Origin of the sequence: Nocardia sp. NPDC057440 (assembly GCF_042802915.1) — a bacterium.
Classification (GTDB): domain Bacteria; phylum Actinomycetota; class Actinomycetes; order Mycobacteriales; family Mycobacteriaceae; genus Nocardia.
This window is the reverse complement of record NZ_JBHVDF010000009.1, coordinates 200,252-211,957: the sequence shown is the minus strand read 5'-3', so window position 1 is coordinate 211,957 and position 11,706 is coordinate 200,252. Positions and strand designations below refer to the sequence as shown.

11 protein-coding genes are annotated in these 11,706 nt (G+C 66.9%); 6 read left to right on the top strand and 5 right to left on the bottom strand.

Features of this window, described 5'->3' with window-relative positions:
• From ACFU4Z_RS20495 to ACFU4Z_RS20475, 5 genes are read left to right on the top strand one after another with little or no spacing between them, the layout of a single operon-like run.
• A complete protein-coding gene (locus tag ACFU4Z_RS20495) occupies nt 1-1,347 on the top strand; it encodes a hypothetical protein (RefSeq protein ID WP_379065203.1) in 1,347 nt (448 codons plus the stop codon).
• A gap of 8 nt (nt 1,348-1,355) precedes the next feature.
• Nucleotides 1,356-1,778: a hypothetical protein gene (locus tag ACFU4Z_RS20490; protein WP_379065201.1), complete on the top strand. Its 423-nt coding sequence runs from the start codon at nt 1,356-1,358 to the stop codon at nt 1,776-1,778.
• Nucleotides 1,775-3,382, top strand: a complete 1,608-nt coding sequence (locus ACFU4Z_RS20485; protein WP_379065199.1) for a succinic semialdehyde dehydrogenase — start codon at nt 1,775-1,777, stop codon at nt 3,380-3,382. Before ACFU4Z_RS20490 ends, ACFU4Z_RS20485 begins: the two co-directional genes overlap by 4 nt.
• Nucleotides 3,383-3,413: 31 nt before the next feature.
• Entirely contained in the window at nt 3,414-4,646 is a 1,233-nt protein-coding gene (locus tag ACFU4Z_RS20480) for a cytochrome P450 (protein ID WP_379065198.1), read from the top strand.
• Complete coding sequence (locus ACFU4Z_RS20475) at nt 4,643-5,128, top strand: glutathione peroxidase (RefSeq protein WP_379065195.1); 486 nt, start codon at nt 4,643-4,645, stop codon at nt 5,126-5,128. The genes ACFU4Z_RS20480 and ACFU4Z_RS20475 overlap by 4 nt, the downstream gene beginning before the upstream one ends.
• A 62-nt stretch (nt 5,129-5,190) precedes the next feature.
• On the opposite strand, the gene ACFU4Z_RS20470 is transcribed toward ACFU4Z_RS20475, so the two are convergent.
• Entirely contained in the window at nt 5,191-5,772 is a 582-nt protein-coding gene (locus ACFU4Z_RS20470) for a TerD family protein (protein ID WP_379065193.1), read from the bottom strand.
• 79 nt (nt 5,773-5,851) lie between these two features.
• Nucleotides 5,852-7,207, bottom strand: a complete 1,356-nt coding sequence (locus ACFU4Z_RS20465; protein ID WP_379065191.1) for a cytochrome P450 — start codon at nt 7,205-7,207, stop codon at nt 5,852-5,854.
• 136 nt (nt 7,208-7,343) lie between these two features.
• Here ACFU4Z_RS20465 and ACFU4Z_RS20460 point away from each other — a divergent pair, with 136 nt between their 5' ends.
• A complete protein-coding gene (locus ACFU4Z_RS20460; protein ID WP_379065189.1) occupies nt 7,344-7,946 on the top strand; it encodes an MlaD family protein in 603 nt (200 codons plus the stop codon).
• Between the two features lie 109 nt (nt 7,947-8,055).
• Here the strand turns inward: ACFU4Z_RS20460 and ACFU4Z_RS20455 are convergent, their stop codons facing one another.
• The 3 genes from ACFU4Z_RS20455 to ACFU4Z_RS20445 form a co-directional block, all read right to left on the bottom strand.
• Entirely contained in the window at nt 8,056-8,976 is a 921-nt protein-coding gene (locus ACFU4Z_RS20455; protein WP_379065187.1) for a hydroxymethylglutaryl-CoA lyase, read from the bottom strand.
• A gap of 420 nt (nt 8,977-9,396) precedes the next feature.
• Nucleotides 9,397-10,608 (bottom strand): CaiB/BaiF CoA transferase family protein, encoded by a 1,212-nt coding sequence (locus ACFU4Z_RS20450; protein ID WP_379065184.1) that lies wholly within the window; start codon nt 10,606-10,608, stop codon nt 9,397-9,399.
• A 165-nt stretch (nt 10,609-10,773) separates the two neighbouring features.
• Entirely contained in the window at nt 10,774-11,706 is a 933-nt protein-coding gene (locus ACFU4Z_RS20445; protein ID WP_379065182.1) for a TauD/TfdA dioxygenase family protein, read from the bottom strand.

Genomic DNA, 11,706 nt, shown 5'->3' with positions numbered 1-11,706 from the left:
ATGTCGCACAGCGGCTTCGACCACCTGTCGAGGGCAGCGCTGGCCGCACTGCTGCCGGAATTGCTGCTGTGCGGCCAACTGATCGACAGATCCGGTCTGCCGCACGCCATCGCGGCATTCGGCCGCGACGGCATGACGGCGATCGCCATCGAGGAATGGCAGCTCGCCAGCCCCGTCTACACCCGTCGCATGCAGCGGGCGCTCGGCTTCGTCGGTGACGATGTCGCGACCATCTTCAAAGGGCTGCAACTCGATATCGGCGCGCCGCCGCAGTTCATGGACTTCCGATTCCGCGTCGAGGACCGCGACCACGGGGAATTCTGGCTGGATCATTGCGGTGCGCTGATGGATGTCGAGCCGATGGGCGAGGATTTCGTGGTGGCGATGTGCCACACCATCGAGGATCCGACCTTCGACGCGACGGCGCTGGCGACCAACGCGCACGCGCGGATTCGGCCGATTCACCGCCCACCGCGCAGGCCCGCCGACCGGCATCCCATGTGCGCGTGGACCGTCACCATCGACCCCGCCAATGCCGCGCCACCTGCGCCGCGCAATGCGGAGCTGGTGGCGGCCTCAGCGGCGGCCGGTATCGAACTCGGCGCGATCGACACCGACGACGAGGGCCGGGCGGACTATCGCGGTCCGCTGCTCAGCGATCTCCGTTTCGCCGATTTCTCGAAATCGGCGTTGGTGCGCATCGCCGACGAGGTGTGTCTGCAACACCACCTGCTGACCCTGGGATTCATGATCGCGGTGCGCTCCAGGCTCGGTGCCGACGCCGCTTCGGCTTCGGCTGCTGACACCGCCTCCGGTGGTGCCTGCGGCGTTGCCGCGGTTACGGGTGGCGGTAATGCTGCCGGTGGCCCATCCGAAGGCGGTGGCGCGATGAGGCTCGGCCGCAAGCACTTCACCGGCATCGCGGGCATCAGCTCCGAACGCATCCGTGCCGCGCTCGGGCTCGGTGCTGATCCCGCCGCCCTCGCCGAGGTGCTGCGGCTGCATCCGGCCTGGAACCCGCTGCCCTACACCGGCGTCGAGATCACCCAGACCAGCGACGCCGTGCTGCTGCGTATTCCGCACCGGAGCGACGCGGTAGCCGACCGCGCGTGGCCCGCGATGATCGACCCCGACCATCTCGCGCCATTGGACGCCATGGCCAGGGGCGTGAACCCGCGCTTCGTCACCCGCGTCGTGGCCACCGACGCGCACGGCTGGACCGTTGAAATGGCGCTTGCCCCACAACCATTCCGTGAGGCGACCGAGGTGACGCTCACCCGATACAGCACCGGCGCATCCTTCACCTTCACCGACCGCGGCATACCGCTGCCGCTCACCGTGCTCTGACGCGCACGATGTACACCGACGGCACGACCTGGACGCCCAAGGGCGTCATGTGGCGACAGGAAGACATGTGGCGCGTGCTCGGCGGCAGAGGCGCGGTCGTGGTCGACGATGCCGGTCGGCCGGTCGAACCGGGCGCGGCGGGGTGGCTGGCCAAGGCCGGGGCGGTGCCGATCGGCTACTACAAGGACGAGGAGAAGACCGCCAGGTTGTTCAAGACCGTCGACGGCGCCCGGATGGTGGTCACCGATGATCGCGCGCGTGCCGAGCGGGAAACCCGACTACCGCTGGGCGAAGGAGTACTCGGCGGATCGCGCGCCCGATTACCAGGCGGGTCATTGATGTGGCTCTTCTGGGCGACCAGCCTGGTCGCGACAACGAGAACGTGTTCTAATTCGGACGTACCCGCCGTTGTCCTTGGGAGAATGCGATGAGCACAACCGAAACGACCACAGAGTCGGCGAGCACCCTGCCTGCCCGGATCACCGAGGCGGTGATCGGCAGGCTGACCGGGATGGTCGCGGCCGACGCCGCCGCCGACGATGCCGCGGCGCCGTACCCGATGATCGAGGTCTACACCGGATCGGTGGTCGGCGAACTACCGCAGTCGACGCCCGCGGACGTCGCCGCCGCCTACGCGACCGCCCGCGCCGCACAGAAAGAATGGGCGGCCTGGCCGCTGCGGCGCAGACTGCGCGTTTTCGAGCGCGCGCACGAACTGCTGCTTGCCGAGCACGAAACCATCGCCGACCTCATCCAGATCGGCTGCGGCAAGACCCGCCGCATGGCCGTCGAGGAATCCTGCGACGTGCCGATGGTCATCAGCCATTACCTCAAGACCGCAAAGCGGGTGCTGCGACCGGTCCGCCGCGGCGGCCCGATGCCACTGCTGACCGGCTCCACTGAACAACACCGTCCCAAAGGCGTCGTCGCGGTCATCGCGCCATGGAATTTCCCGTTCGCGATCGCGCTCTCGGACGCGATGCCCGCGTTGATGGCGGGCAACGGCGTCGTCCTCAAACCGGACAACAAGACCGCACTGTGCGCGCTGTTCGGCGTGGAGCTGCTCTATCGCGCCGGGCTGCCGCGCGGACTGTTCCAGGTCGTCTGCGGCGAAGGCCCCGAGGTGGGCCCGACACTGATCGACAACGCCGACTTCGTGATGTTCACCGGCTCCACCGCGACCGGCCGGATCGTCGGCGAAGGCGCCGGCCGCAACCTGATCGGCTGCAGCTTGGAACTGGGCGGCAAGAACCCGATGATCGTGCTCGACGACGCGAATCTCGACGACGTCGTTCCCGGCGCGGCATTCGCGGTGTTCGCGAACTCCGGCCAGGCATGTATGCACATCGAGCGGATCTACGTGCACGATCGCCACTACGACGAATTCTTGCGCCGATTGGTCACGGCGGCGGAAGAACTGGGTTCGAAGATCGGCGCGGCCTACGACTACACACCGGAATTCGGCTCGCTGGTGTCGGTCCAGCACATGGAACGCGTCGCGGCCCATGTGGAGGACGCCCGCGCGAAGGGCGCCACGGTGCTGACCGGCGGCAGAGCGCGCCCGGACATCGGGCCCGCCTTCTACGCGCCGACCGTGCTGACCGACGTCACACCCGAGATGACGCACGCGACCATGGAGACCTTCGGCCCGGTGGTCAGCGTGTACCGGTTCAGCGACGAGCAGGAGGCGATCAGGCTCGCCAACGACACCAGCTACGGCCTGAACGCGAGCGTGTGGAGCCGAAACCTGGCCCACGCCCACCGCATTGCCGATCAGCTCGAGGCCGGAAACATCAATATCAACGACGGCTTCGTGGCCACCTATGCCGCCAAAGCCACACCGTCGGGCGGCGTGAAGCAGTCCGGCGTCGGCACCCGGCACGGCGATCAAGGCCTGCTCAAGTACACCGACACCGTGAACGTCGGCGTCCAGAAGCGTCAGGTGCTCAACGCCCGGGCGGGCATGCCCTACGAGAAGCAACTGAGGATCACCCTGACGACCCTGCGGCTCATGCGCCGGACCCGGCTGCGCTGAGCGCATCTCGTTCCACCCCGAGGAGGCAACCATGACGGCATTGCCGGCACACTTCGATTTCACCGACCCCGCGCTGTGGGAAAACCGAAGGCCGGTCGACGAATTCGCATGGCTGCGCCGCACCGCGCCGGTGTGGTGGAACGCGCAATCCGACGACACCTCGGGCGGCTTCCGCGACGGCGGGTATTGGGTGGTCAGCAAACTCGACGACGTCAAAGAGATCTCGCGGAATCCGGAACTGTTCTCCTCCCAGGAGAAGGGCTCCATCATCCGGCTGCCCAACGACACCACCCCGGAGCAGATGGCGGTGACCGGTGCGCTGCTGGTGAATATGGATCCGCCAAAGCACACCAAGATTCGGCGGATCGTGTCGAAAGGATTCACCCCGCGTGCGGTGGAGGGCCTGCGGGCGGCGTTGACCGAACGCGCCGCCGCCATCGTGCACGCGGCCAAGAAATCCGGCGGCGGTGACTTCGTCCAGCAGGTTGCCGTCGAACTGCCGCTACAGGCGATCGCGGAACTGCTCGGCGTCCCGGAGGCCGATCGGCGCAAGCTCTTCGACTGGACCAATCAGACCCTCAACTACGACGACCCGCAGTACGGCGACACCACCTCGGCCTCCACCATGGCCTCGGCCGAACTGCTCGGTTACGCCTGGAACATGGCCGAGCAGCGCCGCGGCTGCCCGGCCGACGACATCGTCAGCCAACTGGTCAATGCCGACGTCGACGGCGAGCACCTCGGCTCCGACGAGTTCGGGTTCTTCGTGATCCTGCTAGCGGTGGCGGGCAACGAGACCACCCGCAATGCCATCACCCATGGGATGAAGGCATTCGTGGACAACCCCGAGCAATGGGAGATCTACCAGCAGCAGCGCCCACGGACCGCGCCCGACGAGATCGTCCGCTGGGCCACCCCCGTCACGGCCTTCCAGCGCACCGCGATGAAGGACACCGTGCTCGGGGGCCGCCAGATCAAGAAGGGACAGCGCCTGGGGATCTTCTACAGCTCGGCGAACTTCGACGAAGACGCCTTCGAGGACCCCTTCACCTTCGATGTGCTGCGCAACCCCAACCCGCACGTGGGGTTCGGCGGCACCGGCGCGCACTACTGCGTCGGCGCGAACCTGGCGCGCCTGGAGATCGACCTGATGTTCAACGCCATCGCCGAGGTGATGCCCAAGATCACGCAGGTGTCGGATCCGGTACGGTTGCGCTCGGGGTGGATCAACGGAATCAAGAAGTGGCAGGTGCGATACGAGTGAGCCTTCGAAATATTCCATTGCGCACGCTGTCCGGCGACGCGACGACCCTGGGCGAGCTCGCCGGGGACCACGCTGTGCTGCTGGTCAACGTGGCTTCGAAGTGCGGGCTGACGCCGCAGTATTCCGGGCTGGTCGAGCTGCAGAAGACCTACGGACCGCGCGGATTCACCGTGATCGGGGTGCCGAGCAACCAGTTCATGGGGCAGGAACCCGGCACGGCCGAGGAGATCCAGGAATTCTGCTCCACCACCTACGGTGTGGATTTCCCGCTGCTGGAGAAGACCGACGTCAACGGCGAGGACCGGCACCCGCTCTACAGCGAGCTGGTCGAAACCGCGGACGCGGACGGCACCGGCGGTGACATCCAGTGGAACTTCGAGAAGTTCCTCATCGATCGGGACGGCAAGGTGGTCGGCCGGTTCCGGCCACGGACCGAACCGGACTCCGCGGCCGTCATCAATGCCATCGAAGCCGCTCTGTAAACGCCTTTTCGGCCGAGCCGGAATCGAGGGTGACGCACCGCTCGATTCCGGCTTCGTTGTGTCTATGCCATGGCGAAGCGCAGCAGGGCCTGCTTGTCACCCTGCTTGATCTGGCCCTTGCGGTTGAGGACTTCCAGCTGCCAGCCCGCCCCGGAACGGAAGGCCCGTGCGACCGCATTGGCGTTGTCGTTGCCCAGCAGCGACGGCCAGATGTCGGCGACCTGTTCGGCGCTGCCGCCGGTCGCGTCGTACACCTTGAACGAAATGTTGTTGGCCTTCTCGAACGAGCTGCCCTTCTTGAAGGCAGCGGCCACGAACACGATGGCGTCGATACCGCCGGGCACATCGGCGAAGGTGACGTGCACCGATTCGTCGTCACCGGAGGCGGCGCCGGTCTGCTCGTCACCGGTGTGCTGGACCGCGCCGTTGCCCATCGGGTCCAGCGAGTCCAGGCCGGCGAAACGCACCGGCTCGGAGCCTTGCATGAGAATGGCGATCAGATCCAGGTCCACCCCGCGCTTGCGGCGCAGCAGCCCCATCGCGCCGCCACTCGTGCCCGCCGACGGATCCCAGCTCACCCCGACCGTCAGTTTGGTGATGCCGTTGAGGTCCGCGGCGCCATCTTCTTTCTTGAGCGTGATCATGGGTTTCACAGTACAAGCGATCTGTATCCCGGTGCGGCGCAGAATGTTCCTGCTCACATCGGCGCGAGGTGCGTGCTGTCTAGGGCGTTCGACGCCTGCGGTAGCGGACGGTGCACGGCTGCTGTAACTGCACCACCATCTTGCTGTGATCGTTGCGGTAACTGTCGGAAGGCTGGGCCATTTCGAACTCCCAGTCGCGCAGCAGGATCGAGAAAATGGCCTTCAGCTGCATGAGCGCGAACGCCGCGCCGACACAGCGATGCCTGCCCGCGCCGAACGGGATCCATGTCCATCGGTTGACGATGTCTTCCTGTTGGGTGTCGATATAGCGGTCCGGGTCGAAGTTCTCGGGGTTCGGGAAATCCTCGGGGATCCGGTTGGAGATGGCGGGAGTGGCGGCGACCAGGTCGCCTTCCGAGATCCGATGCCCGCAGACCTCGAAGTCGCCCTTGGCGACGCGCATCAGGATGATCAGCGGCGGATGCAGTCGCAGTGTCTCCTTCAGCACGGCCTCGAGCTGTGGAATCCGGCGCAGCGCGGCGAAACTGACGTCGGAACCGTCGGCGTACAGTTCGCCGAGCTCGTCGACAACCCTGGTCAGCAGGTCAGGATGCCGGAGTAGTTCGATCACCGTCCAGGCCGCGGTGCCGGAGGTGGTGTGGTGGCCCGCGAACATCATCGAGATGAACATGCCGGTGATCTCGCTGGCGCTGAAGCGCGGATGGCCGTGCTCGTCGGTGATGGTGATCAGGATGTCGAGCATGTCGCGATCCGCTTTGCGCGCAGGCGGGTTCGCGACGCGGCCGACCATGATGCCCTGCACCAGCTCGACGAGTTCGCGACGCGCCTCGTCGCGGCGGCGGAAGCTTTCGATCGGCGCGTAGGGGTCCACGTAGGCCAGCGCGTCGGTGCCGCGCTCGAGATCGTGGTAGAGCCGCGCGAAGCGGTCGTCGAGTTCGTCACGGAATCTGGTCCCGATCAGGCAGGCCGAAGACGTGTAGATGGTCAGTTCGGCAAAGAAATCGAGCAGGTCGATCTCGCCCGCGTCGTCCCAGCGCGCGAGCATCCGCTCCACCTCGCGCTCGATCGTCGCGGCGTGCCCGCGCATCTGCTCACCGCGTAGCGCCTGGTTGTGCAGCATCTCCTTGCGCCGCTCGGGGCTGGCGTCGAAGACAACGCCCGCGCCGAAGATCGGCTTCATGAAGGGGTAGGCGGCGCCCTGATCCAGATCCTCGTCGCCGGCGCGGAAGAAGAACTCGTTGGCCTGCGCGCCCGAGAGCATGATGACGCGCCGTCCAGCCAGGTCGAACGACCCGACATCGCCGCATTCGGCCCGGACTCGGCGCATCAAAGCCAGTGGATCGACCCGGAACTCATCGAGGTGGCCGTGTTCGTGCTCGCCTCCGGAAACCCGCCGCGGTGTGACCAGGGTCATTGGAAAGTCCTCCCGGGATAGCTGCCCAGACCTACGATGGACACGTGTCTGGACAGTACTACGACACGTAAGGCCGGGCAAGCAATCCGGCACCGCGAGCGGGGCAACGACGCACCCGTCTCCAGGCAGGTGAGTAATGCGTTCGAAGCAACAGACCGATGGGCCGCGATGGGTAATCGCCCGAAGCATCTGGCGGCCTTTGCGCTTGAAAATTGCCGGTGCTGCCCTGGTTGTCGCGATGGCCGCCGTCATTGCCGGTGTGCTGTCGATGTATTCGGGCAGGTACATCTCGACCGCATCGGTAACCGTCGACGCGCCGCGCGCGGGACTGGTACTCGACCCCGATGCCAGGGTGAAGTTTCGCGGCGTGGAGATCGGCCGGGTGGCGGCGATCGCCCGAGCCGGGGACCGCGTGCGGCTGCGTTTGGATCTGGACCCCGATCTGCTGCGTCTCGTCGAGGAGATCTTCGGCGGCAGATACCCTGGCGCATATTTCAACTCGAGCTTCATGTTCGCGGCCGAGCCGTACAAATACCCAGACGACCTGCCGAAAGTGAATGCCACCGGCGGCCCGCATTGCCACGGTGTAGATGACCGGGTGCCCGGCAGTCACTCCGACTACATCGTCACCGACACCGGCGAAGGCCGCCCATTCATACCGTCGACCACCCCGCACCCGAACAGCCCGCCGGTATTCGAGCTGCTCTTCGCCGGGCTGCCCGGCATGGGCGGGCGCTAGCCTGACGCTCAGCTGTCAGGCTGTATCGCCAGAGCGAAAACCGCTTTACGCGGGCTGCGGAAGAGCAAAGCCGGGTACGGCATCTGGCGTGCCGTTGGCGGAACGCTGCTCAGATCACCCATTCGAAGGCTTCGGCCTTCGAGCGAGCTCCCTCGGCGGTGCGGGAGCGGTTGGGTTCGCCGAGGTCTGTCAGCAGATCTTGGGAGAGTTCGACCAGGGCGGCCAGGGTGGTGGGGGTGAACCAGGTGGGGCGGGTGGCGAAGAGGATGTCTTCGGTGGAGGTGTTGCCGCTGGCGCCGGGGGCGAAGGGGCAGCCGCCGAGGCCCCCGAGAGAGCCGTCGACCATGGTGGCGCCCGCTGCGACGGCGGCGAGGGTGTTGGCGATGCCCATACCCCAGGTGTCGTGGCCGTGGAAGACGATGCGTCGAGGCGGGGTGCGGTGACGGATCGCGGAGATGAGGGCGGTTACCTGAGCCGGGTCGGCTTGGCCGAGGGTGTCGGCGATGACGATGTCGGTGGCGCCTTCGGTACGCGGGTCGTTGGCGATGGCGAGGACCCGTTCGGGATCTACCGGGCCGTCGAAGGGGCAGGTGAAGCTGGTGGCCAGGCAGAGTTGGATTTCGCCGCCCGCGTCGTGGGCGAGGCGGACCGCGTCGGGCATGGCCGCGACGCTGTCCTCGGTGCTGCGGCCGATATTGGCCTTGTTGTGCGCGTCCGAGGCGGAGAAGCAGTATTGGAAGTTGCGCACGCCGGCGGCCGCCGCTTTTTCGACGTGCCGGGGCGTGGCCACCCAGACCCAGCAGCGTCGCAGCTCTTCGGGAGTCAGCACGGCGATGAGGTCCATGGTGTTGGCCATCGGCGGCACCAGATCCGGGCGGGCCATGGAGCCGATCTCCAGCGCGGGCACACCGAGCCCGAGCAGGCGACGGACGATGTCGGCCTTGCGCTCCACGGGCAGCACCTTGCCGGTGAGCTGAAGCCCGTCGCGCAGCGTCACGTCGCGCAGCACCGACTCGGTCAGCACCGTCATTTCTTCTCGCGCACTTCCTGCGGCACGCACATCACGCCACCGCACGGCTTCCCGTTCCCCACCGCCGGGTTGGGATGCACGGTGGGTCGGCGCGGTGTCGGTGCGCGCAGCTCAAATGCCGAACGCCCTGGTGGCCGCCTGCGGCCATACACCCGACGAGTCATGAGGCCTCCAGTACAAGCACTGCGCGATTGTCCCTCACAACGCCCTCCCGTGTCTTACGGGAGTTCCCGCGCAGCACGTGCGCCGGGTGACCATGTCTCATTTCTGCCTCACTTTCCAGACACGCACGCGCGTGGTCGGCGCGCTCGCAAGCGCGCGTCAACCGGACGTCGGCGTCCGAATCCGCCGGCTGTACGCGCGGCACCTGCGCGGCGATCCAGGCTTCCATCACGGGATCGCACCCGGGACGTGCGGCGGTCATGACCCCTCCAGCGCATCGATGTCGGCGTCGCTCATGCCGAGCAGTTCCGACAACACCTCGCGGGTATGCGCACCGAGATCGGGGCCGACATTGCGGATGGGCAGCGACTGCTCGCCGATCACCGGGACGATGCCGGTGAAGCCGACCGTTTTCGGTTGCGCGGCGCCGACATCTACGGGGAAGGGCTGGATCATATTGCGCGCTTTGTACTGTTCGTCGGCGACGATATCGGCGGCGGTGTAGATAGGGCCGCACGGAATGGCGGCCGCCTCGAGCAGCTTCAGCGCCTCTTCACGGGTATGCGTGAGCGTCCACTCGGCGATCGAGGCGTCCAGCCGCTCACGGTTGCGCCAGCGGCCCGCGTTGTCCTGCAGGTCAGGGTCGGCGGCCAGGTCCTGGCGGCCGATCACGGCCATATAGCGCTGGAAGATGGCGTCGCCGTTGCCGCCGATAATGATGCTGACGCCGTCGCGGCACGGGTAGGCGTTGCTCGGTGCGATGCCTTCCATCCGGCCGCCGACGCGTTCCCGGTTGATGCCGTAGGCGAGGTAGTCCGGTACCAGCGATTCCATCACCGACAGGATCGCCTCGTTGAGGGCGACATCGATGATGCGCTCCCCCAGCGGCATCGACTCGGCCCGCTGCGTGCGCTGGAAAAGCGCCATCACCGTGCCGAACGCCGCGTAGATCCCCGCGATGGAATCACCGATGGAGACGCCGGTACGCACCGGCGGCCGATCCGGGTCGCCGACGAGTTCGCGCAGGCCACCGACGGCCTCGGCGACGGCGGCGAAGCCTGGCCGCGACGCCATCGGCCCGGTCTGCCCGTATGCGGAGATCCGGGTGATCACCAGATCAGGATTGACCTCGTTCAACACCTCGGGCCCGAGACCCCACTTCTCGAGCATGCCCGGCCGGAAATTCTCCAGCAGCACATCGCACCGGCGGATCAGATCGAGCACGATGCCACGCCCCGCCTCGGTGCGTAGATCAAGGGTGATCGACTTCTTGTTGCGATTGACGGTGCGATACAGCATCGAGGTGTCGCCGCCGTAGAGCCGCCAGTTGCGCAACTCGTCCCCGACCTTCGGCCGCTCCACCTTGATGACCTCGGCGCCGAAGTCGCCGAGGATGCGCCCGGCGGTCGGCGCGGCGATGTAATTGCCGAGTTCGAGGACGCGCACCCCGTCCAACGGCCCAGTACTCATGGCCACCAGTGTGGCCTATCCCCATCTCCACCACCCGCCCACCCGCCGCACGAGCGGCACCTTGCTGCGCCGAACGTCGAGCGGCCCCCTCAACGATGTGCCACTCGACGATCGACACCGGCTCGGCACCCGGGCGAGCGGGTGGTGTGAGTCTGGTTGTGCCGGTCAGGAAGCCAGGCGGATCGGCTCGTCGATGGTCGAGTAGTGCTCGGCGTTGCCGGCGAGGATGGTGCTCGCGGTGCCGTCGACGCCGACGGGGATGTCGCCGGCCAGGGTGATGCGGGTCAGCTTGCGGGGCTGGTCGTCGTAGTCGTCGATGGCGTAGTGCTGGGTGGCGCGGTTGTCCCAGATGGCGACGTCGCCCGGGGCCCAGTTCCAGCGGGTGGTGTTTTCCAGCCGGGTCACCCGGTCCTGGAACAGGCGGAAGAGGGCCTGCGACTCGGTGCTGGACAGGCCGACGAAATGCTTCACGAAGTGGCCGACCAGCAGGGCGCGCTCGCCGGTCTCGGGGTGCACCCGCACCACCGGGTGCTCGGTCTCGTAGTAGCTCGACTGGAACTCGGCACGGTAGGCCTCGGTATTGGAGGTCGACTTGTCGACGTTGCGCGCGGCGTAGTCGTAGACGTTGGTGTGCACGGCGCGCAGGTTCTCGGCCAACCGCTTGAGCGGCTCGGGCAGCGAGTTGTATGCGGCGACGGTCGAGGCCCAGGTGGTCGAACCGCCGTAGGACGGCAGGTGCACCGCGCGCAGGATCGAGGCCTTCGGGATCCGGTCGACGAAGGTGACGTCGGTGTGCCAGCTGTTGGCGCGGCCGTGCTCGGAATCGATGGCCAGGCTCTTGACGCCGTGCGAGGTGACCGTCGGGTGCGGCGTGGTCGGGCTGCCGAGCAGCTCCGCGAACGCGTACTGCCCGTCCTCGTCCAGGTGGTCCTGGCCGCGGAAGAAGATCACCTTGTGCTCGAGCAGCGCACGCCGGATCACCTCGACCGTCGCCGAGTCCAGGTCGCCGCCGAGCCGGACATTGTCGACCTGAGCGCCGATGTGGGCGCCGAGCTTGGTCACCGAGGTGGTAGCGGGAGTGGCGTAGTCGACCGTCAT

Excerpts from the sequence above, each read along its gene's own strand:
- ACFU4Z_RS20495 (WP_379065203.1), top strand. The coding sequence starts at position 1 with ATGTCGCACAGCGGCTTCGACCACCTGTCGAGGGCAGCGCTGGCCGCA.
- ACFU4Z_RS20490 (WP_379065201.1), top strand. The coding sequence starts at position 1,356 with ATGTACACCGACGGCACGACCTGGACGCCCAAGGGCGTCATGTGGCGA.
- ACFU4Z_RS20485 (WP_379065199.1), top strand. The coding sequence starts at position 1,775 with ATGAGCACAACCGAAACGACCACAGAGTCGGCGAGCACCCTGCCTGCC.
- ACFU4Z_RS20480 (WP_379065198.1), top strand. The coding sequence starts at position 3,414 with ATGACGGCATTGCCGGCACACTTCGATTTCACCGACCCCGCGCTGTGG.
- ACFU4Z_RS20470 (WP_379065193.1), bottom strand. The coding sequence starts at position 5,772 with ATGATCACGCTCAAGAAAGAAGATGGCGCCGCGGACCTCAACGGCATC.
- ACFU4Z_RS20465 (WP_379065191.1), bottom strand. The coding sequence starts at position 7,207 with ATGACCCTGGTCACACCGCGGCGGGTTTCCGGAGGCGAGCACGAACAC.
- ACFU4Z_RS20460 (WP_379065189.1), top strand. The coding sequence starts at position 7,344 with ATGCGTTCGAAGCAACAGACCGATGGGCCGCGATGGGTAATCGCCCGA.
- ACFU4Z_RS20455 (WP_379065187.1), bottom strand. The coding sequence starts at position 8,976 with ATGACGGTGCTGACCGAGTCGGTGCTGCGCGACGTGACGCTGCGCGAC.
- ACFU4Z_RS20450 (WP_379065184.1), bottom strand. The coding sequence starts at position 10,608 with ATGAGTACTGGGCCGTTGGACGGGGTGCGCGTCCTCGAACTCGGCAAT.
- ACFU4Z_RS20445 (WP_379065182.1), bottom strand. The coding sequence starts at position 11,706 with ATGACGGTCGACTACGCCACTCCCGCTACCACCTCGGTGACCAAGCTC.